At 44.9% G+C, this 26,743-nt stretch carries 21 protein-coding genes; 17 read left to right on the forward strand and 4 right to left on the reverse strand.

From position 1 onward, the window contains the following. Positions 1 to 21: 21 nt before the first annotated feature. A complete protein-coding gene (locus ACFTRD_RS01000; protein ID WP_379377157.1) occupies positions 22 to 996 on the reverse strand; it encodes an AraC family transcriptional regulator in 975 nt (324 codons plus the stop codon). Between the two features lie 118 nt (positions 997 to 1,114). Between ACFTRD_RS01000 and ACFTRD_RS01005 the strand changes: the two genes are divergently transcribed. The 7 genes from ACFTRD_RS01005 to ACFTRD_RS01035 all read left to right on the forward strand — a co-directional run bounded on the left by ACFTRD_RS01005 (position 1,115) and on the right by ACFTRD_RS01035 (position 10,176). Then, the gene (locus tag ACFTRD_RS01005) at positions 1,115 to 1,756 is read left to right on the forward strand and encodes a carbohydrate-binding family 9-like protein (RefSeq protein WP_379377159.1); all 642 of its coding nucleotides are present in this window, start codon (positions 1,115 to 1,117) and stop codon (positions 1,754 to 1,756) included. 52 nt (positions 1,757 to 1,808) lie between these two features. Further along, complete coding sequence (locus ACFTRD_RS01010; protein ID WP_379377161.1) at positions 1,809 to 2,657, forward strand: sugar phosphate isomerase/epimerase family protein; 849 nt, start codon at positions 1,809 to 1,811, stop codon at positions 2,655 to 2,657. Positions 2,658 to 2,718: 61 nt separating this feature from the next. Next, positions 2,719 to 3,762 carry a Gfo/Idh/MocA family protein gene (locus ACFTRD_RS01015; RefSeq protein ID WP_379377163.1) on the forward strand — a complete coding sequence of 348 codons (1,044 nt, stop codon included), beginning with the start codon at positions 2,719 to 2,721 and terminating at the stop codon, positions 3,760 to 3,762. Positions 3,763 to 4,394: 632 nt separating this feature from the next. Beyond that, on the forward strand, positions 4,395 to 5,774 hold the full coding sequence (papB, locus tag ACFTRD_RS01020; protein WP_379377165.1) for a PapB family radical SAM/SPASM ranthipeptide maturase: 1,380 nt from the start codon (positions 4,395 to 4,397) through the stop codon (positions 5,772 to 5,774). A 33-nt stretch (positions 5,775 to 5,807) separates the two neighbouring features. Next, entirely contained in the window at positions 5,808 to 7,454 is a 1,647-nt protein-coding gene (locus ACFTRD_RS01025) for an ABC transporter transmembrane domain-containing protein (RefSeq protein ID WP_379377167.1), read from the forward strand. A 44-nt stretch (positions 7,455 to 7,498) separates the two neighbouring features. Next, positions 7,499 to 8,359 carry an ATP-binding cassette domain-containing protein gene (locus ACFTRD_RS01030; RefSeq protein WP_379377169.1) on the forward strand — a complete coding sequence of 287 codons (861 nt, stop codon included), beginning with the start codon at positions 7,499 to 7,501 and terminating at the stop codon, positions 8,357 to 8,359. 686 nt (positions 8,360 to 9,045) lie between these two features. Next, a complete protein-coding gene (locus tag ACFTRD_RS01035; RefSeq protein ID WP_379377171.1) occupies positions 9,046 to 10,176 on the forward strand; it encodes a hypothetical protein in 1,131 nt (376 codons plus the stop codon). A gap of 168 nt (positions 10,177 to 10,344) precedes the next feature. Here the strand turns inward: ACFTRD_RS01035 and ACFTRD_RS01040 are convergent, their stop codons facing one another. Next, positions 10,345 to 12,093, reverse strand: a complete 1,749-nt coding sequence (locus tag ACFTRD_RS01040; protein ID WP_379377173.1) for a bifunctional metallophosphatase/5'-nucleotidase — start codon at positions 12,091 to 12,093, stop codon at positions 10,345 to 10,347. 238 nt (positions 12,094 to 12,331) lie between these two features. On the opposite strand from ACFTRD_RS01040, the gene ACFTRD_RS01045 reads away from it, so the two are divergent. The 4 genes from ACFTRD_RS01045 (at position 12,332) to phnE (ACFTRD_RS01060) (ending at position 15,967) form a co-directional block, all read left to right on the forward strand. After that, positions 12,332 to 13,330: a phosphate/phosphite/phosphonate ABC transporter substrate-binding protein gene (locus ACFTRD_RS01045; protein WP_379381088.1), complete on the forward strand. Its 999-nt coding sequence runs from the start codon at positions 12,332 to 12,334 to the stop codon at positions 13,328 to 13,330. A gap of 173 nt (positions 13,331 to 13,503) precedes the next feature. Further along, positions 13,504 to 14,304 carry a phosphonate ABC transporter ATP-binding protein gene (phnC, locus tag ACFTRD_RS01050; protein WP_379377175.1) on the forward strand — a complete coding sequence of 267 codons (801 nt, stop codon included), beginning with the start codon at positions 13,504 to 13,506 and terminating at the stop codon, positions 14,302 to 14,304. Further along, on the forward strand, positions 14,301 to 15,164 hold the full coding sequence (phnE, locus tag ACFTRD_RS01055) for a phosphonate ABC transporter, permease protein PhnE (protein WP_379377177.1): 864 nt from the start codon (positions 14,301 to 14,303) through the stop codon (positions 15,162 to 15,164). Before phnC ends, phnE (ACFTRD_RS01055) begins: the two co-directional genes overlap by 4 nt. Next, a complete protein-coding gene (gene phnE / locus ACFTRD_RS01060; protein WP_379377179.1) occupies positions 15,161 to 15,967 on the forward strand; it encodes a phosphonate ABC transporter, permease protein PhnE in 807 nt (268 codons plus the stop codon). Before phnE (ACFTRD_RS01055) ends, phnE (ACFTRD_RS01060) begins: the two co-directional genes overlap by 4 nt. A 209-nt stretch (positions 15,968 to 16,176) precedes the next feature. On the opposite strand, the gene ACFTRD_RS01065 is transcribed toward phnE (ACFTRD_RS01060), so the two are convergent. Then, on the reverse strand, positions 16,177 to 18,954 hold the full coding sequence (locus tag ACFTRD_RS01065) for a chitinase N-terminal domain-containing protein (RefSeq protein ID WP_379381090.1): 2,778 nt from the start codon (positions 18,952 to 18,954) through the stop codon (positions 16,177 to 16,179). A 211-nt stretch (positions 18,955 to 19,165) separates the two neighbouring features. Next, positions 19,166 to 19,642 (reverse strand): RNA polymerase sigma factor, encoded by a 477-nt coding sequence (locus tag ACFTRD_RS01070; RefSeq protein ID WP_379377181.1) that lies wholly within the window; start codon positions 19,640 to 19,642, stop codon positions 19,166 to 19,168. A gap of 205 nt (positions 19,643 to 19,847) precedes the next feature. Between ACFTRD_RS01070 and ACFTRD_RS01075 the strand changes: the two genes are divergently transcribed. The 6 genes from ACFTRD_RS01075 to ACFTRD_RS01100 all read left to right on the forward strand — a co-directional run bounded on the left by ACFTRD_RS01075 (position 19,848) and on the right by ACFTRD_RS01100 (position 26,590). Continuing rightward, on the forward strand, positions 19,848 to 20,561 hold the full coding sequence (locus ACFTRD_RS01075; protein ID WP_379377184.1) for a response regulator transcription factor: 714 nt from the start codon (positions 19,848 to 19,850) through the stop codon (positions 20,559 to 20,561). Then, positions 20,558 to 22,027 carry a sensor histidine kinase gene (locus ACFTRD_RS01080; RefSeq protein WP_379377186.1) on the forward strand — a complete coding sequence of 490 codons (1,470 nt, stop codon included), beginning with the start codon at positions 20,558 to 20,560 and terminating at the stop codon, positions 22,025 to 22,027. Before ACFTRD_RS01075 ends, ACFTRD_RS01080 begins: the two co-directional genes overlap by 4 nt. After that, a complete protein-coding gene (locus ACFTRD_RS01085) occupies positions 22,024 to 23,181 on the forward strand; it encodes a hypothetical protein (protein WP_379377188.1) in 1,158 nt (385 codons plus the stop codon). Before ACFTRD_RS01080 ends, ACFTRD_RS01085 begins: the two co-directional genes overlap by 4 nt. Positions 23,182 to 23,406: 225 nt before the next feature. Next, positions 23,407 to 24,090 (forward strand): ABC transporter ATP-binding protein, encoded by a 684-nt coding sequence (locus tag ACFTRD_RS01090; RefSeq protein ID WP_192264030.1) that lies wholly within the window; start codon positions 23,407 to 23,409, stop codon positions 24,088 to 24,090. An 18-nt stretch (positions 24,091 to 24,108) separates the two neighbouring features. Continuing rightward, positions 24,109 to 25,482 (forward strand): ABC transporter permease, encoded by a 1,374-nt coding sequence (locus ACFTRD_RS01095; protein ID WP_379377190.1) that lies wholly within the window; start codon positions 24,109 to 24,111, stop codon positions 25,480 to 25,482. Between the two features lie 28 nt (positions 25,483 to 25,510). Next, positions 25,511 to 26,590: an efflux RND transporter periplasmic adaptor subunit gene (locus ACFTRD_RS01100; protein ID WP_379377192.1), complete on the forward strand. Its 1,080-nt coding sequence runs from the start codon at positions 25,511 to 25,513 to the stop codon at positions 26,588 to 26,590. Positions 26,591 to 26,743: the final 153 nt, after the last annotated feature.

A 26,743-nucleotide genomic window follows, 5' to 3' on the forward strand; every position in this document is an offset into this window, starting at 1 on the left:
ATTGGCAGGCTGCTCCTTTTTTTATAACATTCTGGACAACTTCCGATATTCCCGGGGCGAAATGCCTTCATATTTGCGGAACATGCGGCTGAAATAATGAATATCCGGGTAACCGCTTTGTACACCCACAGCCTCAATGGAATGATCGGTTTCCCGCAGCAGCTTACGTGCTTCGCTTAGACGGATGGATTGAATATATTCGTTGGGCGGCATGCCCGCCATCTGTTTGAACAATTTGGCCATGTGATCCACGCTCAGGTTCAATTGTTTAGCGATGCTCGAATTGGTCCACGGCTCAGCAGGTGCCACCTCTATACGTTTCATAAGTCCCAGCAGCTTCTCCCCATGCACCGAATCATGGCGTGGTGATTTTCGCCAGGATGAACGCAGCAGATGGGTTAATAATTGCAGCATCAGAGCTTTACATACCAGTTCATATCCCGGTGGACGCATGGTGAATTCATGAACCAGTTGTTCCATGAGCTGCACGGCAGCAGGAGAAGGGGTATAGACCGGATTGGAAGATAACGGCGTCATGCCCTCTGCGCATGCTTCGACTGCGAATTTATGAGGCTGAACCGTTTCTTCGTTAACCACCATATCTGCCTCGGTCTGAATGGTCAATTCGTTGAAGAAATCAAAATGAATGCCGATAAAACGAGCTTCCGGGCTGGATACGACCTGATTCTGGTGATAGACACCGGATGGCAGCATAATCAACTGTCCCGCCTTCAGAGTATGGTTTTTACCGTTCATGTAGGTTGCGGCTTCACCTTGAGAGACGTACAGGAGTTCAAAATCATACAGACGCCGCTTTGCGAGCTTCCCGGGAGAAAGGCTCTGGAACTGTGCATAGTGCACGCTGGGAGACCATTCAGTGTAATTGGCGGTTCGTTGCAGAGGATATACCGTTTGCTGGAGGGACATGGAAATCATCGCCTTTTCCAATGAGATTGGTTGAAATAGATCAGGTGTAAACTGAACGGATTTGTGCAAATAATCTCTTTATCTCCTAAATAAATGATCGGATGAATTATTTATAATATATGTATTATCACATGTTCTTACGAGAGAGACAACATCACGGATTATGCTAAAAAGGAGATGGATTAAAATGCGCTCTCTCCCTGTGGAACGGAGCACAAGTTATTGCTGCGAACCACTCCGTTCAGTTGCACGGAATGGATTTCCTTCTGCTGTGGATTGGGAAAGGTGTGTTCCAGTGGAATTGGTGGATACGGTGACAGGCAGACCACCTCATCAATCCACTGAAGTCCGTTTTGGCTGGAGTCCCGAATTCCTGCATATTCGATTTGTATGCCAGGATGATCACGTCGTATCTGATTTCACAGAAAGGGATCAGCCATTATATGAGCAAGATGTGGTTGAACTGTTCATTGATGAACAAGGCGATGGCAGGAACTACATGGAACTGGAGGTCAGCCCGCACAACGTGGTATTTGATGCACTCATTCACAATAACGGCGAAGGTTCCGAATTGAAAGCAGATGTAACTTGGCAGGTGGAGGGGTTACAAACGGCTGTTGAAGTGGATCGGCAGGGCAATAGGGTGTATTTGATCCATATTCCCGCCAGTAACTTTAGGTCTCCCCTGGCTAAAGGGGTATGTTGGAGGGTTAATGTTTACCGTATTGATGAGAATGTGCACGGAGATCGGGAATATCAGGCATGGCAGCCTACGGGGGCTGTAAACTTTCATTTGCCTGCCCGTTTTGGTCATTTTCGTTTGGGATAGCCAAATGCACCGCAGAGGAACAGAGTTCCATATTTTGAAGGAGGGGTTTGACATGAAAAAAGGGATTAACATATGGTCGTTTCCAGGAGATGCCTCCATTTCGGATTGTATTCAGACGGCGAAGCAGGCTGGTTTTGAGGGGATTGAACTATCGCTTAATGGAGAAGGCGAGCTGAGTCTGTCTGCCACGGATCAGGAGGTCCGTGATATTCAGGGACGTCTCGAAGAGGCCGGGATTGAGATCGCGGGACTTGCAACCGGATTGTACTGGGATTACCCGATGACGAGTGCCCGTCCAGAGATCCGCACGAAAGCACTGGATGTATGTAAGAAGCAGCTCGAGCTTGCCGCGGCATTTGGTGTGGATACCATTCTGGTCATTCCAGGTGCTGTTGGTGTGGATTTTATTCCTGACAGCGAAGTGACGGATTATGAAGTCGCCTACGAGCGGGCGCAGGAAGCGATTGCGCACCTGCTGCCTTATGCGGAAAGTACCGGCGTATCCATTGGTATTGAGAACGTATGGAACAAATTCCTGGTGTCACCGCTAGAACTGCGTTCCTTCATTGACTCGTTTAATTCAGAATATATAGGTTCGTATTTCGATGTGGGCAATGTCGTACAGAACGGTTATCCGGAGCAGTGGGTGCGCATTCTTGGTCATCGGATCAAAAAAGTGCATTTCAAGGATTACCGCCGTCAAGCGGGAGGACTTCACGGGTTTGTGGATCTGCTGGCTGGAGATGTGAATTATCCAGCGGTGATGGAGGCATTACAGGCCATTGATTACGACAACTACGTGACTGCCGAGATGATTCCGCCGTACACTCATCATTCGAAGCAGATCATATTTAATACATCGAAAGCGATGGATGCCATTCTTGGACGTTCTTTGGAATAGAAGATACATCTAACAACGGGAATTAGAATGAAAAATTTTATTTTATTCGGGAGGTAGAAGCATGTTAAAAGTAGGATTGATCGGTTTTGGGTTTATGGGACGTATGCATTTTGATAACTATGTACGCCTTGCTTCAGAAGGGGAACCTGTGGAATTGGTTGCCATCTGCGACCTGAGAATAGAGGAACTGAAGCATGGTAAAGCAGCCGGCAATATGGCGACAGAACAAGAAGTATATGATCTATCGCCTTATCGTTTGTACGACAACATCGACACGATGCTGGAGCAAGAAGAACTGGATATCATCGATATTACGCTGCCTACACCACTGCACGCTGAACTAACTTGTTCCCTGCTGGAGAAAGGCATGCATGTGCTGTGTGAGAAGCCGGTTGCGCGCCATTCAGCGGAAGGTTGGAAGATGGCAGAGACGTCCAAAGCGACCGGGAAAACACTGATGATTGGGCAGTGTCTACGCTTCTGGCCAGCCTATGCCTATCTGAAATCTGTTGTGGAAGACGGTCGTTATGGAGCGGTAAATGCAGGTTATTTCTTCCGTGGTTCAGGTTTGCCTCAAGAGTGGTTCCTGGATGGCGAGAAAAGCGGCGGCTGCATACTGGATATGCACATTCATGATGCAGATATCATTCACTGGCTATTTGGTAAACCGGATCAAGTCTCCACACTTGCCCGTAACGTAATTCCGGGAAGCGGTTATGATACCGTGTCCACAAACTATGTGTATCCTGATGGGAAAGTGCTGAATGCCCAAGCAGACTGGACGCTGGGGGGAGACTATGGTTTCTCCATGACGTATAGAGTTAATTTCGAACAGGGGAATCTGGTCTTTGAGAATGGTGAGCTGAAAGTAAATCCGAACAACGCTCCCGGTTTTGTTGCGGAGCTGTCACCCGACTCGGGATACTATCACCAGCTCAAATATTTTATCCAGTCTGTTCAAGCAGGTACGCCTGTATCTGTATGTACGCCGGAGAGCGCAACAGGCACCCTTGAATTGATCGAAGCCGAGATTCGTTCGGCGGACGAACGGGGCGCATTGATTTCGGTGGGGGAAAAGGCAGATCAAATGACAGCAGAGGCATAATTAATGCGATCAATTTAATTACACTGGTAGCTTATAGCTTATCCTTATATGCTGCTCGTCAGCTTTTATATGTTTGCCAGCAGCAATACGAATGATTATGTACTGGAGTATATTGCCGCACTTGCCTCTACTCTGGTTTAGATCGAAACGAAATGGAAAGAGCAGAATCTTCGTACATGAAGGTTCTGCTCTTTTTACAATAATACTCCTTTTAATATTCGAACATGAAGAAATGTAAATGATATTTATTACTGTTTAATTAATGAATTTGCAGGATAATTTCTCTTGCAAATACAATTTAATTTATATTTGTTTGTTAATCTAATTGAAGGGAGGTAGAGATATGCTTAAACAAATCAATAAGGGATTTGCTAAGGGTTCTTCTGACTCAAAGTTATGTTGGACATGTGATACAAAGGACTACTGTGTAAAATGTGATGCACTTGACTGGGGATGTTCAGGTGGATGGGAAACCTGCATTACCAAAGATTCTGATGGTTAGATTGTGAGAAGTGACTTTTTACTAGACACACTCCTCAGCAAAGAACCCAGATTTTCTAAGAAATAATCTGGGTTTTTTGAGCGTTATTTTATCAAGAATAACTTACAACGTATAGAATGGAGCAGAGGAAATGAACGAATTAACAAATGTTTGGGAAGAACGCATCACACCAGGAGATGTTATGCTTCTAAAGCATAATTCTACTAAATATGCATACGTTCCAGAGAGTAATGCATTATATGAAATTGATAACAATTTAGAGATGATTCTCAAGTCAGAAAATGAAACAGTATCGGTGTTATACAATAAATTACCATCGCCATTAGAGAAAGGAGAGTTTCTCGAAGTCATTGATTCTCTGATCGAGAATGAAATGATCAATCAAGAAAGAAAAACTAAAGAAATAGAGACAGCCCATTTTCAAACAATCAGCGCTCTAACACTTATGATGGTACAAGAATGCAATCTAAAGTGTACCTATTGTTATGCTGGAGATGGCGAGTACAATGAAAAAGGAAAAATGAATTTCGAAACTGCGAAAAGATCTGTGGATTTTTTAATTCAGAATTCAGGAAATATTGAAGAATTGACTCTTGTTTTCTTTGGCGGGGAACCTTTATTAAATTTTGAAACGATCGAGCAAGTTGTACAATATGCTAATAAACTAGCTGAGACACATCATAAAAAAATTAAATATAGTATGACTTGTAATGGAACCCTCATTACTCCGAAAATCATTAACTTTATTCGGGCTCATGATATCTATGTTCAAATTAGTGTTGATGGCCAGAAGTCTGCTCATGATCAGAACAGGTTTTATGGTAACCAAAAAGGCAGTTACGAAATAATCATGAATCGTACGGAAGAGCTCAGAAACAAAAATCAGTTGGGGGTGCGTTCTACACTTACTCCCGCAAATACGAACTATACAGAAATATACCAACACTTATTTTCTTTGAAATTTCGAAGTGCTTTTTTAGCACCTGCTATGCAAATGTTTAACAGAGAGAGTTTTGAAGATTTGGGTGTAGAATTTGAGGTTCTAACACAGTATTTTCTAAAACTTATAGAAGCGAAGGAATATAGTAAGGCTAAAAAGATAAATAATGTAATGAAATTTTTACAGAGATTACATAGTGGTTTCGAGTCGACCTATTCATGTGGAGCCGAGGTTAACTTTTATGCTGTTGATATTCATGGTGATCTCTATCCGTGTCATCGCTTCGTTAACAATAAAAATTACAAACAGGGCAACGTATACTCTGATATTGATCATTATAAGAAAAATGAATTTCTTCTAGAAGCACATACATCCAATCGGCAAAATTGTAATTATTGTTGGGCTAGAAATTTGTGTGGCGGTGGCTGTCATCATGAGAACTATGAGCTATCTGGAGCTGTAACATCACCACCGGTGGATTATTGTAGGCTTACAAAAACACAATTACAGTCCATTTTTCATCTTTACTTAACTTTGACAGAAGAAGAAAAAGAGATATTGCTAGGTTAACTTTTAAAAGGGTACTACTAAGGAGATTCAATTATGAAAGGTCTTGCTTTTATATATAAAAGATTGCTCCCTTATAATCGTGAGATTGTGACCATTTTGTTATTCATGGGGCTACCTCTGTGTTTTGGAATAATACAGCCTATCCTGTTTGGAAAATTCGTTGATTTGATTAGTTCTAACCAGATTAAGGATGCTTTTTTTATCGTTTTTTTGATTTTTATTGTTTGTTTGATGAGTCTTCTTTTTAACTTGGTGTGCAAATATAAAGTAGCGAGTATCTCTTATAAAATTCAATTCAGTTTAAAGACGGATCTAATTAAACGTATCTTCTTTCTTCCTATGAACATCTTCGAATCGCTCCCCAAGGGAGAGATAATTAACAAAGTTGAAAATGATACAAAAGCATTCTCAATTGCCGTAACGGACTTAGCTAAGTTTCTCGTAGATAGTATCAGTTTCATCTTTATTATTATTATACTCATTAAAATCAATCTGAAACTTTCATTAATTTTAGTTCTTCTTGGGCCGATATTACTTATATCATTCTTGATATTTGGAAAAAAAATAAAATTTTGGGACGCGATTGTTAAACGGAAATTAGATAGTTATCTTAATTTATTGAATGAGATCTTGGAGAAATTCACGCTATTTAGAGTTTTTCATGCAGAAGGTGTGATCTTTCGAAAGTTTGAAGGGGAATTGAGTAGTTATCAATCGTCATCATTAAAAAAGAACAGGATAACCATTCTTTCTAGTGGTACAGTAGAAGGCCTAAACTTTATTTCATATATAGCAATTCTCTTGGGTGGACTTTATTATATTGGAAACCACAACCTTACTCTGGGGGAACTTGTAGCATTCACAACGTATTCCAGCAATTTCAATTACTCTCTATTAAGGTTTTCTCAATTTAACGTCCTGGTACAGGAAACCGTGGTCTCTATAAATCGAATGGACAATATTCCGGTTGCAGCATTAAAAAATAGCAATGAGAAAGGTAAATATGATCCGAAAATTTTGACTAATTTTACTGGAACTATCATGGAAATATCAAATATCTCCTATAGCTATGCTGAAGTCGGTATTAGGTGTATTAATGAATTAACCGTGTCTGTTTCTCGATCAAAAATTCTTCAAATTACTGGGGCAAACGGAAGCGGGAAATCAACCTTGTTAAAAATTCTAGCAGGTTTTTACCGGAACTATACAGGTGAGATTCGTTATAAGGGATCAGATATTAATGATATCCCGCGTTCTGTATATTGTAATGAGGTATGTTTCGTTACTCAAGAACCTCAAGTCATTTCTGGCTCAATCCGGGAGAATCTTTTACTGGGGAACGCTCAAGCAACTTCGGGAGAAGTACGCAAGGTGTGTGAAATGGTTGGTATTGCTTCGTTTATTGATTCACTAGATCATCATTATAATACTTTAATCGGTATTAATGGAATTGAACTATCTGTTGGTCAAAAACAGAAGTTATCCATGGCTAGAGGACTACTAGCAAATGCAGAATTATACTTGTTTGACGAAGTCACTTCTGCACTTGATGCGATGCATAAACAAACTTTTTTTGAATTGATGCACTCTTTGAAAGAGAACAATAAGGCGATTATTCTCATCTCTCATGATCCACTTCCACCTGGCTTGGTTGATGAAAAAATTGAATTATGTATCTAAGGGCTGAGATGTCAAAATAAAAATAAGGTAGCAGGTGAGTATTTATGAAATTGAGCGTTAAAAATCTTTCGAAACATTACGATAAGCCTATTCTCCAGAATGTATCTTTTGAAATGAATACTGGAATACTTGGTTTGCTAGGCGAAAATGGAGCAGGAAAAACGACATTGCTCGAAATCATCTCCACGCTCATTGCCCCCCATACAGGTCAAGTAGACTATGAAGGCATGGATGTCGTTCAGCATTTACATACGATTCGAAAACAGATTGGCTACTTGCCACAGAAGTTTGATTTTTTTCCCCACTTGACCGTGCAGGAGATTCTTGAATATGTTTGTCGTTTGAAAAATATTCACGGGAAGCAGCGGATAGCAGAAATTGAAGAAAAACTCGAGCAGGTTGGATTGCTGGAGCATAGGAACAAAAAATTCATTGCTTTGTCTGGAGGTATGAAGCAGCGCTTAGGTATTGCCCAGGCTATTGTTGGAAGCCCCAGGTTACTTTTGATTGATGAACCTACCGTGGGACTTGATCCTCATGAGCGTGTATCGTTTAGACAACTGCTAACAACTCTTGCAACAGACCGGTCTATTATTATTTCCACTCATATTGTCGAAGATGTTGCACTTACAACAGATTTTGTTCTGGTGCTGCACCAAGGGATTGTTAACTACTTTGGAGATATCCCTGCTTTCATCAAATCGGTGGAGGGGAAGGTATGGCTTCATAGCGGAGAGAATGTGACTGAGAAGCTTCAAAAGCAAGGTGCACTAATCATCTCAACACAGGTCACTGCAAGTGGTGTACATGTTCGCTATCTATCGGATACCCCGTTGGAAGGCAGCCTTTTATTAGAGCCTACTTTGGAGCACGCCTATATTTATACGAATAGAAAGAAGGTATAACCATTGAATGAATTTATGGTACAACTTCATTTTTCGTTTAAATCTTTGCTAAAACATCGCATGCTGCTTATCATTGTTTTTTTTCTCACAACGATAATCCCACTTGTTTTGGCACAAATGAGTGGAGAGACCCGATTTGAAAATCGTTGGCTTTCTATGCTTCAACTCCAAATGATTATTGTGACGCCTCTAGTCCCAGTTCTCGTAAATGCTGTTTGGGGCGGAAAACTAAGAGACTTCGAACTGAAAACGATCATGTTTTATCTAATTATCCCATCAAATTATTTAATCTCTAAGCTTGTAGCGGTTGGGGCCGGAATAAGCATGAGTTTGATACTGATCGATTCTATTTATTGGTTTGCATTATCAAACCAAGGTCCTAATCTCTTATGGTTAGTTACACTCTTGCAAATCATCTTAACCGTATCTTTTGTTGTCTCGTTAACTGGACTATGCTCTCTTATTTTTAAGAGGACGATATACAGTACTATTTTAGTTTTTATTTACTTGATTATCAGTATTCAATATGTCCGACAACCAATGTTTGCGATCTGGTTTAATCCAGATTATGTATCGGAAATGATACTACAGCCTAATTTTATGCTTCAACGGTATGTCTTAGTCTTGTGGGTAATCCTCATGCTTTTGATCAGCTCAATGTTGTTCAGAAAGCAGGTTGTACGCACATGATACGGTTATGGTTTTTAAAACTAAAGGTCCTATGGCGCAGTGAACATATCTGGGCTTTCTACATGGGACTGTTCATTTTGTATTTGAGCAAATTTGTGTTTTTCATAGATGAATTGCCTGTCACCATACCTTTATATGGACTTTTCATGTCCACCATGACGCTTGTTATATTGAATTCACCTAAGCGTTACCATATGGTTCATATGATAAGACTTACCAACTGGAATCCTATACGGAGAACTTTGCAGTCATGGTTATTTAGTTTTTTTTGTACGCTTCCAGCCTCAACTCTCTTATTTTTCACTATTCGTGAAATCTTTAAAGATACTCCTGTTTATCTGCTTGTGTTTGTTATTTTCGGACTATCTTACTTCGCAATCAGCTTTGCGTTTGTAGTTTCTTTATTACCTTTTAAAATGGCTATTCTATGCAGTGTATCTGTGTACATGCTCCTCACTTTAATGCATGGTTATAAACTGGAGAGTATTCGGTACGTTGCACCAACTCTGAATTTTATGTATCCAGATTACCCTGATATGATTAATATGCTGTCGATATTTTTTCTTGGTATACTGATGCTGGCCATCTATTGTTGGAGAGGAATCGATTGGCCTCGCCGACAAAAAAAAATATTGCTTTTCATTCTCATGATTATCGCTGCGACATACATCGCAGTTCCCCTTGGACAAATATGGAATGGAAGGCATTTAGCAAATGAACCTTATCAAAAGGTTCAAGTGAACAACATCGTTGTGCAATATAAAGGCATCCCTCATACTATTGCAACAAGATATGGTCAGGTAGTCTCTGATATTATTGATGAGTTGAACGAACATAAGATTAATCCTGATATTACCCAAATTATAATTACTCGATTAGATCATGTCCCCAAAGGTACTCAACTGGAGCATATTTTGAAGTTAGAAGAGAAGACGCTATACATTGAACCCTATTCGAATAAGTTTTATGAGTTTAATTATGGGTATAATATCATTCGGGATATGCTTGAACTTTCCGAAACTGATCATCAGATTGGACTACAAATAACCCAAAGTTTGATTAGTAAGAACAAACATCACTTTTTCGATTCACTTCAACGTAGGGGACTTAGTGAAACCTATGAATAAAAGATATGGTTTCATAAGAGTAACTATCCGTAAGTTAATAGAGTTGGAGTGAATTAAAATGATTAATAGTATACTAAACCGCTACTTGTAGTTAGGGCGTGTCTTCAAACTGTTTGAAGACACGCCCCGGAACATTATCATTTGCGAGTAAATTTATCTAAATGAAACTTAAATTACCTTCCAATTATTCGCCTGCTCCACTGTAAGTGGTTGATGTCTGCGAATATAATCCTCCACCAGTGCCGCCATATCCGTTGCACCTTCGTGAAGTACCTTTTTGCCTGGATACATCGCATAATCACCGCCACCTGCTGCGCGATAACTGTTCATCACTACAGAGTACGTTGCGTCCATTGCAACAGGTATACCCTCACGTTCCAGCTTCACCACACGACTTCCCACAGGTTTGGAGACATCCAGCTCATATTCAATGCCCGCCCACATGTCATAATTATAATGCTGTGGTTTCGGCTGCATATAAGCAGGATTGACGACAACTTCGCCTGATGCGACTTCAAAGTAACGCGCCGTTTGCTCTAATGCATCCCGAATGTCCTGACCACGAAGCTCCAGCACCGTCAGTGTATTGGGATAGATAAAGTTGGACAACACATCCCGAACGGTAATGAGGGAACCGAACCCTCGGGCTTCTTCACTGAGCAATGCCGTATTGGAAAGCTGTGCACCCGTTGCTTCCATCTGTACCTGATGTACAAAAGCAATGAAGGGATGCGCAGCAAGCCGCAGTGCGGCAGGATCTGCGATGGACAGGTCTCCGGCGACTTCGCCAATCGGCTGGTCCAGCCATGCCTGTGCTTTTGCTTCCAGCTCGTCTGTCAGTTTCATAACAGCCGCATCGGGCTGTCCGTCCGTATGTTTATCCAAAAGCAACAAGCGAGCCTGTTTTCCGGCAATCTTCCACTTTCCATCCGATAAACGCTCCAACTGGACGGATACCTGACCTGCACCGTTTCCACTAAACCCGGGCTGGATGACGGTCACCCCATGTATTTCAGCCGTAAGCTGACGATGTTGATGCCCGGTAAGAAGAACGTCAATCCCTTCAATGTCCCGACAGATAGCGTACGCCTGATTTTCCCCGGTTAAACGCTCGGCAGGCTCGCCTGTCTCCAGATCACTCTCGAATCCACCATGATAACTAACCACGAGCACATCCGGTTGTTCATGCTCACGAATATGGTTAACCCATGCACGAATGGTATCCATGGCATCAAGGAATTGTAAACCTTCAATATTTTTCGGATGTTCCCAGTTCGGGATATAATGGGTCGTTGCACCCAGCAAAGCAATTTTGACGCCCGAAGACAAGGTTTTAATCAGATAAGGAGGCCCAAAGGCGGGTATACCTGCTCCAGAGGGTGCAATGGGCCGTGTTTCTTTCTCGGGATTCCCTCCATATGAATGGATCACAATCGTGTCGTCCTGATACGTTTTGTACGACGGCTGTTCACCGGTACTGTGTTGTGACGCTAACCTTTCATCCTCTCGTTCCTGGTCTTCCTTATGACGATCCATAACAATATTGGCGGATAACCAAGGAAAATGAGAGTCTTCAACGGCTTTACGCAGCAATTTCTGTCCGTAGTTAAATTCATGATTGCCCATCACGGCAGCATCATAGCCTAGTTCATTCAGAACGTGAATGAAGGGATGCACTTCATGATCTGATACAAAGGAAGCAGCATATGATGCCAAAGGAGAGCCCTGCAGCAGATCACCGTTATCCACGAGCAGTAATTCAGGTGAGCGTTCCCGTTCCTGCCGAATTAGCGAAGCCAGCATAGCAAGTCCGGCTGGGCGATAAGCATTGGTGTTGTAATGTATGGGGCGAATGGCTCCATGAAGGTCACTGGTTACCATGATGTCGAAGCTTGCCGTAGATGTTATGGATGTCATTTTACAATCTCCTCTAGCTATATAAGTTTAAACATATGAAATCATAGGTCATTCTGTCGGCGGAGTACAGAGTGAATTCACCGTTTCTACTTGTATCATCAACCGTAATGAGCCTATTCTACCAGATGAAAGTCGCTCTGACAGCCTGACAGGAAACTTTACAAAACTCCAAATTTCGTTTCACATCGCGCAAATATTCGACGACTATAGTAGACAAGTATTGAAAAATAGAAACTCTTTGGAGGGTGTTCGCTTGAAGAAGTCTGCTTTATTTTTACCATTGTTGATTTTGGTTCTGTTTCTAAGTGCTTGTGGGTCTAACAGTAGTACAACAGGTTCAGCTAACGGAGCTGATACGAGCTCGAATGCATCCGGTACGGAAACGGCAGAGACAGACAAAGCCGCTGAAGGTTATGTGCCAACTGAACTGACTGTACAATTCGTTCCATCACAAAATGCAGATACACTCGAAGCCAAAGCGAAACCGCTTGAGAAGCTGCTGGGTGACAAATTGGGCATCCCGGTGAAGGTTAGCGTATCCACAGACTACAACACAATTATTGAAGCAATGGCTTCCAATAAAGTGGACGTAGGTTTCTTGCCTCCGACGGCTTATGTACTTGCCAAAGAAAAAGGCGCAGCTGAAGTTATTCTTCAGGCACAACGTTTTGGCGTAAATGATGAGACTGGCGCTCCAACCGAGCAACTGGCAGATTCGTATAAATCCATGATTATCGTGAAAAAAGATTCGCCGATCCAATCCATTGAGGATCTGAAAGGCAAAAAAATCGCCTATCAGAACGTAACTTCTTCCGCAGGTTATGTATGGCCGGCAGCCCTGTTGCTGGACAGAGGCATTGATCCGTTGAAAGATGTAACACCTGTAACGGTAAAAGGTCATGACCAAGGCGTTATCGCTGTACTGAACGGTGATGTTGATGCAGCAGCGATTTTCCAGGATGCTCGTAACACAGTATCCAAAGACTACCCAACTGTATTCGAAGACACCCGTGTACTGGCGTTCACAGAGCCAATCCCTAATGACACCATTGCTGTTCGCACAGACATGAATGCAGAGTGGTCTGCGAAGATCAAACAAGCGTTCATCGACATCGGTAAAGATCCTGCAGGTCACGAGATCGTTAAGGAAATCTACACACACGAAGGTTACGTAGAGTCGGATGACAGCAAATTTGATATCGTTCGTGAGTACGGCGAAAAAGTGAAAACAGAGTAGTTTTCTGTTAAAAGAAAGATAGTTAATGATCGCATTGCATTGCTTATCTTTTCATTGGAGAACTTCATCGGTTCAGCGGGCAGGCCAGTTCAGCGTGACATACGCTGCGCTGGCTTGTCCCATTACAGCGTGACTCTACGAAATACCATATTAATGAAAGAAGGATTAACGCCATGATTGAGCTTCACAATGTAACGAAAACTTATGCTAACGGCACGAAAGGCCTGAATAATATTAATTTGAAATTTAAGCAGGGGGAGTTCATTGCCGTAGTAGGTTTGTCTGGTGCAGGGAAATCAACGCTCCTGCGTTCCATTAACCGACTGCATGATATCAGCGAAGGCGAGATTTTGATTAGTGGCAAGTCGATTACGAAAGCCCATGGCAAGTCACTTCGCATGATTCGCCGGGATATCGGCATGATTTTCCAGAGCTTCAATCTCGTAAAACGTTCCAGTGTTCTTCGCAACGTGCTTGCTGGGCGTGTTGGATATCATTCCACCATGCGTACCATTCTGGGCCGTTTTCCCAAAGAAGATACAGAACTCGCATTTGGAGCACTGGAGCGGGTGAATATTGCGGAGAAAGCCTATTCCCGCGCGGATCAATTGTCCGGTGGTCAACAGCAACGGGTAGCCATAGCTCGCGTACTTGCACAGGAAGCAAAAATCATTCTGGCAGACGAGCCTGTCGCTTCACTCGATCCGCTGACAACGAAGCAGGTTATGGATGACCTGAAACGCATCAATCAGGATCTCGGCATTACAACCATTGTTAACCTTCACTTTATTGACTTGGCGAGAGAGTATGCGACCCGTATTGTGGGATTGCGTGCAGGTGAAGTGGTGTTTGATGGTCCGGTATCCGAGGCAACGGACGAGCGCTTTGCAGAAATTTATGGCAGACCTATTCTGGCAGACGAGCTGCTGGATAAACAGGCTGTACAGGAACAGCGGGGAGAAGTTCTGGTATGAAGCAGCCCGTGAATGTATCGATAGATGGATCATTGCAGAACGATTCGAGGAAGGGCAAGCTTCCTGGCACAGGATCAGGTTCGACGATCCACCGTCCCAAACCACCGGGGCGCACCAAACATCTGCTCACGTTGGTCATCATTCTTCTGCTTTTGTGGGCAAGTGCCAAACAGACTGATGCCAGCTTCAGCGAACTGATCGAAGGTTTTCCGAACATGCTGGACCTACTGCGGGAGATGTTCCCACCGCGATGGACCTATTTTGACAATATCGTTCAGGGCATGCTGGAGACGATTCGTATGGCTCTCATCGGTACAACGATTGGTGCAATCATCGCGATTCCCGTCTCCATTATCTGTGCAGGCAATTTGATGCCCAGCCGCTGGATCTACTATCCGGCCCGCTTTGTACTGAACCTGATTCGTACCGTGCCAGATTTGTTGCTGGCGGCACTATTTGTTGCTGTGTTTGGACTGGGACCGATTCCTGGTATCTTGGCACTTGCTGTCTTCTCGGTGGGATTGATTGCCAAGCTGACTTACGAAACGCTGGAGACGATTGATCAGGGCCCGCTTGAAGCGATGACCGCTGTCGGCATGAACCGGATTCAGCTCATTATCTATGGCGTGGTGCCGCAACTGGCTGCCCAGTTTACTTCCTATGTCCTGTATGCCTTTGAGATTAATGTGCGCGCCGCCGCGATTCTCGGATTGGTGGGTGCAGGGGGCATTGGGCTGTATTATGAAGCGACACTTGGTTTCCTGGAATATGACAAAACGAGTGTAATCATTCTGTTTACTCTTGTCATTGTCCTCATCATTGATTATGTAAGTACTAAGCTGCGGGAGAAATTGTTATGATGAAAAATGAAACGAGCGTAATCCGGCGCAAACCACGGAAGAACCCGCTTCGCTGGGTAATTATACTCTTGCTTATCTTGATGTACGCCTGGGCACTTGCCGGTGTACCGTTCACCGGTTTCAAGGAAACCGCCGGGCAGATCATGAAGGCGATTGTCGCCGGAATTTTCTCTCCGGATTGGGACTTTGTCTATCTGCCTGAGGGTGAGGATCTGCTGCGAGGGCTGCTGGATACACTGGCGATCTCGGTGCTGGGTACGGTCATTTCTGCAGTGTTGTGCATTCCGTTTGCATTCTGGTCTGCCCGGAATATGAGCCGATTCCGCGCTGTCTCGGGTGCGGGCAAAATGGTCCTCAGCTTCATTCGTACGTTTCCCGAGATTATAATGGCCCTTTTGTTCATCAAGGCGGTAGGACCGGGTTCTTTTGCGGGTGTACTCGCCCTTGGCCTGCATTCCATCGGGATGCTAGGTAAACTGTTCGCTGATGAAGTGGAAAATATTGATTATGGTCCTTCTGAAGCTTTGCTCGCTTCCGGAGCGACTCGCATGCAGCAGCTGTGGTTTGCTGTACTGCCACAGGTTTTGCCAGGATTCCTGAATTACACGTTGTATCGGTTTGAGATTAATGTGCGCTCCGCAACCATACTGGGTGTGATCGGGGCAGGGGGGATCGGTACACCGCTGATCTTTGCACTCAGCACACGGAACTGGCCGCGAGTGGGAATCATTTTGCTAGGTATTATTGTGATGATTACCATCATTGATTTGATTTCGGGATACATTCGCAAGAAGCTGGTATAGGGTTGAAGATATATTGAATTATGGATATCAAAGGGCTATTCAGTGCCAAGATACATGGCATGGATAGTTTTTTTTTATGTATCTGTAACTGCCCTGTAACGCTTGAATAAATGTATCCTGTTACATCTGAACTTGTGATTTAATCAAAAAAACCGAAACTACGCAGCCCCGTATATCAGGCTATGTGAGTCTCGGTTTTCTTCATCTTCTTAGCTTGCTGCTGGCAGAGATACGGACTTTGTCACCTGAACCGTAATCGTTTCAGTGCTTGTCACACCCGCTGCATTGATCAGCTCGGCGCGATACGTGTACGTTCCATTCGCGTGACCGGATACATCTGTCACAGCGCTTTGTGCATTAGGTGTTACTGCGTTCAGTGCTTTGGTATCGATTAGTTGACCATTCTCATAGAGACGGTATTCTGTTGCATTCGTTCCCCACCAGAGATTCATCGTTACTTTGTAGTTACCATCCCCATCCCAGTTGTCTTGGGAGAGAACGGCTTTGCCAGGGGCAGCATTCGCCACTTGTACCGTGAGTACCTCACTGCGAGTAGTGCCCTTGGAGTTCGTCAGCTCGGCTACATAGGTATACGTACCGTTAGCTTTGCCACTAATCGTTGTTTGGGCCGATTGCGCTGCTGGTGTAGCGTCTGTCAGCTTTTGTGTGTCAATCAGCACGCCATCTTCATACAGCTTATAGCTGGTACCATTGTTACCCCACCAGAGGTTCATGCTGACGGTGTAAGATCCTTCGGACAGACCGTTGCTATAACCATTGTTGGAGGTAAGCGCCGGTTTACCCGGTGCGCCAACAGCTGGTGTAGAAGGTACTTCCTCAACTGCTGCAAAATCGTTCAAGCTTCTTGGTTTCAGTTGAAATACATCTTTGAAAATAGCGGCAACACCTGTCACGTTGATTTTATCGCCTGCCGCATAAGGGAAGGACGTTTGTGTTACACCTGTACGTGTATCCACACGGACATGGGTGCTTGTTCCATCTGCTGCAATCGCATCGAATTCGAATGAGCCTACGGGTGTTGCGCTAATGATATTTTGAACAGTTACTTCTTTCAATTGAACAAGTTGACCCTGATTTTCAGCCGTTACAGCTTGAACTTCAACGGCAGCAGGGATGGAGGCTGTACCTGTTTTCTCGATTGCTACGATATCCGTAAGTTCGAATTCGCTATTGTACAGCGCCGTTGCTGCGGTTACTTTAACTACATCACCCGCGTGGAAGCCGCCAGTGCTTTGAAAAACATAAAGGCCGCCAGTGGTATCCTGAAGATAGAAGGATTGTCCGCCAAATGCACCCGGTTCTGTTGTAACTACACCTTCAACTGTTACGGTTGACCCAGCTGCTTTGGTGCGTGCATCAGCAATGCTGATCATTGCCGGGATGGGTCCTTCTTCCTCTGGAAGCTGCTCAGCTGGAACATTACCGACCGTAACTGCATTGGTAATCAGGTTGCTGCCATTCAGGCGCAGACGCAAGCTGGCAGCTCCAGTTGTACCCGGTTTGATGCGTACATTCAAGTCTTTAATTGCACGACCTTTACTATCTGAGGTTACGCTAAACGTAGAGCTGTAACCGTACGAAGTCGGCCATGTGCCACCTTCATTCTGAATCATGGCTACCTGTGTTCCGCCAGTCAGATAGATCCCTGCACTGTAGCCGGAAACGGTTGTGTTCGCAGGCATGTTCTCTACAACAACGCGGATCTGGAAATCCTCCGCATTAGGCAGGGTTTCCTGCTTCACAAAGCTGTAGGAAGCGTTCGCGCTTGAAGCTGGCCCACCATAAGAACCTGCTTTGAACGTGGAACGATCATACCACTTATATCCCGCAGCGGGTGCCGCCCAAGGTTCAGCCTGTGGTTCTGTGGAAGCAGCAGGTTGTTCGAACGGGAGCAATGCTGTCGGATTATCCAGTTGAAGCCCGTTCACTTGGCTCAGGCTTGTGTAATTTTCCTGAGTAGCGAGCCAGTTAACCGTATTGACCAGCAATTTGCCGTCATCGACTTCTTTGAAGCCGTCATAGGTTGTTTTGCGAGCGCCATTCTCTTCGCGCAGATACTTCGGTGAAGCATCCTCAACCGGAGAGGAGTCCCCGATAAAAGCAGCCTTACCTGCACCCAGCTTGGAAACAGCTACGTAAGGGCCTTCTTCGACTCCGCCGCCATTGTACACGCCTTGGTCAACTGCATTGGGCCAGGCTGCATTCGTTTTTGGCAGGTATACAATACCTTTGGCTTTGGTTGGGTCAGTAATTGCGAGGGTGGAGCCTGCATGCATTGCTACAGCAGATACGCCTTCTGTAATGCCAAATGCCTGTCCAGCAGGCACGATGTTAGTGGCGTTAATATCACCTAGTGCGTTGTACCGGAAGCGTATACCAAAATTGTCGGACAACCAGTCGCTGCTGGTTACATTCTGCATGGCTTCGGAGTTACGCTCCTCTGTGCTCATGCCTTTGGCTGGATCTTCATAAGCACCGCGACGGTAGCCATTGATTGCTTCGGAACCGTCCCAGCGGTTTTTGTTACGGTCCGCATTGTAGTGATCTCCAATGAAGAAAATGCTGCCGCCTTTTTCCACATATTCTTTCATGGCTGCCTGCTCTGTCGTTTTGAATGGAACGTTGGGCTCAGCAATTACAAAAACACTATAATCTTTCAGATCCTCATACGTAAAAGGGGTGGTTTTGCGAAGTTCTTTGACGTCATATCCGTCATTTGCGAGTGCATTTCCGAAGTCCGAGAAACCTCCGTCAATGACCCAGTCAGCCGCTCCGGCTGTCTGTGCATGAGTATTGTCGAACAGTACTTTCTTGCCTGCATTGCCATTAACCACTTTGGCCTGGATGAACGGTGCCGGGTCTGTCGGCCCTTCCGCATGAACCGAAGCATTTCCATTCCATAATCCGATCTGAAGCGGTAACGCCATGGACAATGCCAGGAGTGATTTTAACCATACTCCTCGCATATGTGTCAATTTACCCAACCAAATCCCTCCCAAATATTAGTTGATTCATGAGTTCGTCCATATTTTATCACACCAAAATCTCACATAGTCATAACAATTTGTAAAAATATCCTCGATATTTGTAAAATTGAGTCATTAGTCGTAGTTTAAAGCGGATTTTTTCGATGTTATCTTACATTAGATGTCTCTTCCCATAACAAAAAGCCATCTCCTATGAGATGACTTTGGCCCGAATTCGATTGACGGCATGAAATACCGAGGATTTGATCATGCCTTCACTGCGATTGACGAGCTGTGCGGTTTCTTTGATGCTGTAGCCGTGAATCACGCGTAATTCAAGAATTTTGCGATGTTCCGTATTGGGGATGTGGCTAACCAGGTCGTTGACCCCTTCATCGATCTCCAGTTTGGATGTATCACAGTGATATGTTGGCATCTCCAGCTTGCTGTCTCGCTTCACTGTACGGGTTTGCCTGCGGAAGGTATCCATGGCAAGGTTACGGGCAATTGTTTTGAGATAGTAGAGAAGACGTTCTTCCGATATGTCTGCCGATACATTCATCAGCCGAATGAAGCAATCCTGTGCAAGATCCTCTGCATCCTGTGGATGTTTGACAATTTGAGATAGATACCGTGTCACTTCTGATTTATAGTTTACATAAGCCTCATGAATGGTTGTTTTGTTCACGTGATGTTGTCCCCTTTGGATACCGATCTGGCCTTGTCCGGTCTGGTTTGTTCTCTATGGTCCAAGTATATCGGGATGATGTTTCCAAAGACGCCAGACTTGTATCGGAGTTGTAACATTTCCCGTGAACCTCTGTTCATTCATGGATCAGGGATACAAAATATAGGCAGATGAAATTCATAGAGCAGGGAGATTAAGATTCATCATGAGACCGAAACAGATTTTGATAATAGAAGATGAAGAGTCCATTCGCGACATCCTTTCCTATTCGTTGCGCAAGGAAGGATTTGAGATGACAGAAGCGGCAACAGGCAGAGAGGGATTGGAACTGCTGAGGGATTCCAGACCGGATTTGATCCTGCTTGATCTGATGCTGCCTGACATGAGCGGGTTCGATGTGTGCAGACAGCTATCTGTGAATTCGAAGATTCCCGTGATTATGATTACGGCGAAATCCGATATGTTAGATAAAGTGCTTGGCATGGAGCTGGGGGCTGATGACTATATAACGAAGCCCTTTGACATTCGTGAGGTGATTGCCCGCATTCGTGCCATTTTTCGTCGTATTGATCTGATCAGTGAGACATTGGAGAATCAGTCCTATGAAGTGGTGCGGCTTGGCAGACACATTGAGATCCGGAAGGATGAGCGTGAAGTCTGGAAGGATGGGGAACGGGCCGGACTCACCAACAAGGAGTATGAACTGTTACTGTATCTGGTGGAACACCACCGCAAAGTACATACTCGCTCCGAGCTGCTCGACAAGGTATGGGGTTTTGATTTCCCGGGGGATACCCGTACAGTTGATATTCATGTGCAGCGCATTCGCAAAAAACTGGATAGCAGTGTGCATGGAATTTCACTCATTGAAACCGTGTTCGGCGTGGGTTACAAGCTGAATATACAGGTTCAGACATGAAGTGGACCATTCAGTTCAAAATGGTGGTGCTATTCTCGGTGATCATCTTCATTGGTTTCTCTGCCCTGCTGATCATCTCCAACAAGGTAGGCGAGGAGAACATGTACCGGGAAGTCCATGAGGACATGGTTCAATCGAAAAAAAATCTGGATATTGCGCTCAATCAGTATTTCCTGATTCATAACAAACGTATGACAACCGTCTCGCTTGAGGCCGGGAATCGTGAACTCGCCGATCAGATCGGTTCCGCAGTGGGAGGGGTCGTCACCATCTACCGTCCAGATGCTACGACATACAACTCAACTGGCAGAGGCGGGGATGGCGTTGATCTATATTCGGATTACCCTGATGTGAAGGCTGCCATGGACTCCAGAATCGCTTACTCCACACAGACGAAGCAGGGACGGGTCAGGGCAAGTCTTTCCTTCCCTCTTCAGGCCCATCAGCAATTGCTCGGCATTGTTCAACTGGAGAAGGATTATACGGAGCTGTTCAAACGCAATCTTCGTTTTCAGAATACGATCAAGTTATTTGCAGCGATCATCTTTGTGTTTGTGTTTATAGCTTCCATCTTGATCTCCCGGAAAATTACGAAACCGATTCGTGTGCTCACAAAACGTTCAGCGGAAGTGGCTCAGGGCAGTCTGAGTGCGGATATCCAGATTGCGACAAAGGATGAGATTGGAGAACTGGCCTCAAGCTTCACCATCATGATTGATCGGGTACGGGAGCAGATTGACGTGATTGAGCAGGAGCGGGACGAAGTGAAGCAGGTACAGGCAAGAAGCAAAGTTTTCTTTGACAATGTGACCCACGAATTGAAGACACCGCTGACGACCATTCTGGGATACGCCCAGATTTTACGTGACAATGGATTTACGGATCAGGCTTTCTTTGATAAAGGGTTGAATTATATTATTAATGAGAGCCGCCGCCTGAACACGATGGTCGCTGATATTCTGGAGGTGTCCGTATCTTCTACGGTTATTCAGTCCTATCGGTTTGAATGGATTGATGCTGCGGAGATCATTCGTGAAGCTTGTGAGGATATGTCCATCAAGGCAAGTAAATACAATATAGGCATTCATTATGAGCTTGAGGAGCAGTTATATTTGCAGGGGGATCGAGTAAAGCTCAAGGAAGTCTTTCTCAATTTATTGGACAACTCGGTTAAATACGCCTATGTCAACTCGATAATTGAGGTTCAGTCGTTCCGATTGGGAGATCAGATCGCTATCCTTGTTCGCGATCAGGGAGAAGGTATTGGTCCAGAAGCGTTGGAGCATGTTTTTGAACCCTTTTATCGGGATAAAGACCTCAACAGAACCGAGAAAGGAAGTGCCGGCCTGGGCTTGTCTATTGTGAAGAATATCATTGAACAACATGGGGGGACTGTAGAAATCAAGAGTATTATGCATCAAGGGACACAAGTAAATATCAGTCTGCCGGGGGAAAGCAAAGCATGAAACATCCTGGATTTTGGCGTAAAAACCGCGATATCTTTATGCTGTCAGGCCTGTTGATCGTATTTGTCGGAGGCATCTTCGGTATTGGCAGCCTGTTCAGTATCAGCAGTCTCAAGCCTCGAACTGTGATTTTACCGAGTGAACAGTTCAATAGCCGCTTGGCTCCGCCACAGAGCAATGTCATCCAGATCGAGTCAGCAACCAAACTGACAACTGATTTTGCCATCTATGACTTTGATATGGTTGACCGGAATACCATGATATTGAATCGCCCGGAACGTTCCTATTCAGGGCTCCGCTTGTCTCTGCTGCATCTGGATGACAACCAGGTCAAGGATATCGCCGGCAACACCGATTATGGCATTTCGCTGAGTCCGAATCTGGATAAGCTGATCTACTCCCAGTATCGTTCGGGGCTGAATCAGAAGACCACATATGAATACGATATTCAGAGCGAAAAACGCAGCAAGTTGCCCAATGACAATTCATACTACAGAACTTTTATGGGGAACGACACCTATATAGGCCAGGATGATCTCGCCCTTAATTTGGTCGATGTGAAGTCGGGCCACAAACGGGATATATACAGTTATGACGAGTTGAAGGCCCTGATTACGGAGATGAGACATATCAACAATCAGGATAAAACCTTCTTTATTTTGGATTATTTTGAGGCCAGTCAGCAACTGAAGCAGGTCTATATCCTGGTGATGCTGAACGATAAATACGCCATTTACTCCATTTCACTTGCGCCTGAGGCTGACGTCAAGCTATATGCGGAAATGAAAGAAATCCAGCAATACAAGCTGCTGAAAAATGGCGATATGCTCATTCAGGGGAACTTGAACAATGTGGTGGGCTTGTACCGGTATCGGGCGGAACAGAAGCAGTTTGATCTGCTGGTTAAGGGATCAATCTGGAATTTTGATCTGGATGCGGACGAATCCCGTATTGCCTATTTCCGTTCTCTGGAGGGTCAGAAGTATGAGGTGCATACTGCATTCCTGAATGGAAGCAAGCTGTCATCCGACACCGTGATCTATCGAAATATCGATAATTTTGTCAAACTGAAATGGAACAAGGATGAACTTTTTGTCGTAGGCAGTTCCGTGGATAAAAGCGAGCTGTACCGTTTTAGCTTCAAAGCATGGTAGATAACTCTTTACTGCCTAATCTATACTCCCCTCACCCTTCAAAAAGGTAATTGCCCCTGTTGGCCGAAGCAGAGCTTCGTGACTGACAGGGGTTTTTTGTGAGCAAATTTACAACTTGGATACATCCTTGGGCGGTTAGGATACAACTTCACCCTATACTGAAAAGGTGATGAAGCTCTATGAGTCTTATACATATTCAGCAAATAGAAAGGAAGACATACAGGAATGCTTCAAGTTGAACAGTTATCCCACTCGTTCCGAAATGCACAGGGACCTGTACCGGTGCTGCAAGATATCAATTTGACTATTGGTAAAGGCCAGATGGTCGCCCTGCTTGGCAGCTCAGGTTCGGGCAAATCAACGCTGCTGAATCTGATGGCTGGGCTCATGAAGCCGGATCAGGGCAGGATTTTAATAGCCGGACAGGATATCGTACGTTTCAGCGAAAATCGTCTGGCAGAGTTCAGGCGCAGCCATATCGGCTTTATTTTTCAATCCTATGAACTGCTGTCGAATCTTACGATTCGGGAAAATGTAGAGCTGCCGCTGGTGTTTATGGGGGTAAGCCCCTCGAAGCGAAAGTCCAAAGCGTTGCAATTGCTGGAACAGGTCGGTCTGGGTGATAAAGTGAACTTGTTCCCTTCCCAGCTGTCCGGCGGTCAACAACAGCGGGTGAGTATTGCGCGTTCGCTCATTACAGAGCCTTCGGTTATTTTCGCAGACGAGCCTACAGGGAACCTGGATACAGAGACCGAGGAGGAAATTATTGCGATTCTGCAGCAGCTTAATCGAGATATGAATACTACGTTTGTTATTGTGACACATGAAGCAGAGGTTGCGGAGCAAATGCAGGCGGTGCTTACACTGCAACATGGAATGCTGGTTGAAGAGGGCGTAAGGGAAGTTTGAGGCAAAAGGAGAGGAATTGTGAGAATACGGGATGTAATACGTATGGCCTGGGGACAGATCATTCGCAGGAAAATGGTGACGTTGCTGTGTATGATAGGTCTGTCCATCGGCTCTGCCGCCATGATCATTGCACTTAGTATAGGGCAGTCCGTACAGACATATAGCGAGAAAACATTGAATGACAATTACAAGATGGATGAAATTACGATTACGCCCAATGAAGGCATTCGTACTGGCAACGGAAACAGCGGCAGCGGTCAGACCTCGAAGTTTGAACGCGGTGCGCTGACCTTGGAAAAGATTCGGATTATCCAGAGACTTCCTCATGTTGTTGCTGTGGCGCCCATGTTGAAGCTGGATGCACTCGATATGGTGCTTCCCGACGGACGCAGTTCCTATGTGGAAGTTGTCGGTACTGAGCTGGATACGCTAAGCGGATTCGGATACCGTTATGCACAAGGAAGTGGTGCCGGAGACGGGCGGATTGCGGTGGCGAATTACGGGGCAACGTTCGGATTTATGGACCCCAAAGTCACCCAGAAGTTATTCGAGCAGCTGAATGCTGATCCCTATAACAATGAGCTTTTGCAGCAGTATACAGACATGTCGTCTATACAGGAGCAGCTTATGCAGCAGCGTGTTCAATTTCGCTATGAAGACTACTCGGATGGAAGGAAAACCAAAATGAGTGGATCGGTTCGGGTGTCTGGTGAACTGATGAAGCCTTCCAACATGGATGATATGAGTGCCCAGGGCGAAAAGAGGGTATACGTACCGCTTGATACGGCGCGTGCCTTGCAGAATGAACTGGGGTTACAACAGACGGACGGTACTGCGACCAAGCATCTCAACTCGGCACTGGTCAAGGTAAAGGATAAACGCTATGTGTCCCGTGTTGAAGAACAGATTAAAAAGCTCACGTTAAACACACAGAGCAATCTGTTCCAGGAGGAAGCGATGGCAGGCCAGCTGGCTATGTACCAAAAGGCAGCATTGGGCATAGGTGGCTTTATCATGCTGCTGGCCTCGCTGTCCATTATTGTGGCTATGATCATGTCTACACATCAGCGGCGCAAGCAGATTGGTGTCATGAAGGTGCTGGGAGCGAATCTGTGGCAGATTCGCCAGATGTTTATTACAGAAGCAGCAATGCTTGGATTCATGGGCGGCGTGGCTGGTGTGGGGATTGCGTTTGCAGCCCTTGGAGGGGTAAACCAATTGCTGGCGGGCCAGATGGCAGATCAGCAAAATGGGCCGCTCACTGTAGTCATTCAGCAATCGGCTTTGCCGCTCGGCATCATGTTTGCTGTTCTGGTAGGCATTGTATCGGGTATCTATCCGGCGATCAGCGCATCCAGAACCAATGCTCTGAGTGTCATCAAGTCGATGTGAATTTTATCAGTGAAAGGAAAATGGCTGCATGAAGAAATGGATCAAAATAATCATTACCGTTGTGCTCATATTAGGTGCGAGTTACTGGCTATATGAGAAGTATAAACCTAAGCCTGCCGAACCTGTGGAGGCTCCACCGCAGATTACCTTTGATGTAACACAGGAAACCATGACACAAACGATTCAGGTTAAGGGCAAATCAGTATACACCGATCAGACAGATATCATCGCGCCATATGCCTCCAACATTCAGAAATGGAACGTGAAAAATGGAGAGCAGGTAAAGAAGGGAGATGTCCTGTTCACACTCGATACTTCAGCCCTGCAATCCGAAATAGATCAATTGGAGAGCGATCTGGCAAAGGCTCGAATTGAATTGGAGGTCAATGAGGTCAACCTGGATCAGGCAGATATGAGCGCTCCGCTTGGCGTAACGGAGGAGGAACGTAAAAAGGCTTTTGCAGATCGGGAGAGCAGGATTTTGACTAACGAGCTGAGTAAAAAGACGTTGGCAATCAAGGAAAAGGAGTTACAGAAGAAGCAGGACATCATGAGCAAGGGCGTGGTCTATGCTCCCGCTTCCGGTATTTTTCAAATGAATGATCCAGACAGCAAAACACGGATGGTGACCGAAGGACAGTTAGTCGGGAACATTATCAATATGGGCAAACTGAAATTTATGACCATCGTCGGAGAAGATGAAATGTTCAAGCTTAAGGTAGGTATGCCTGTCCAAGTGCGAATGACAGCACAGAAGGAGACCCCTTTTACTGGAAAGGTGAGTATTGTATCCAAATTTGCACGTAAAGGTGCGTCGGAAACGAACCTCAAGGAGGCTTCTCAGTTTGATGTTGTTATTGATCTGAAGCCTGACCTCAGAATGTATGGGGGCGTTAGTCTGGAAGGGGACATTGAAACGGCACGCAAGGACAAGGCTATTGTCGTATCCAGCTTGGCCATTATGCGAGATCAAGGAGAACCTTATGTTTTATTGAGCAAAGGGAACGGAGAGACGGAGCAAAAGACAATCCAAACAGGCATGGAGTCAGGAGACAAGACGGAAGTGCTTAAAGGATTAAAGCCGGGGGACATTGTGGTTCTTCCCTAAACGTTCGGGCGCCTTCATTTCAAGGGCATTCATTCACTTCAAAGTAGAATTGGACTCAGCGACGTTCTTCATTAGATGAGGTTCATTGTGGCAAATAGCCATAATGAGCCTTTTTGCCCGCATGGGAAGGGGACTCTCTACATTCCTGCTTGG

It is taken from the genome of Paenibacillus sp. NPDC056933 (assembly GCF_042674385.1).
Classification (GTDB): Bacteria; Bacillota; Bacilli; order Paenibacillales; family Paenibacillaceae; genus Paenibacillus.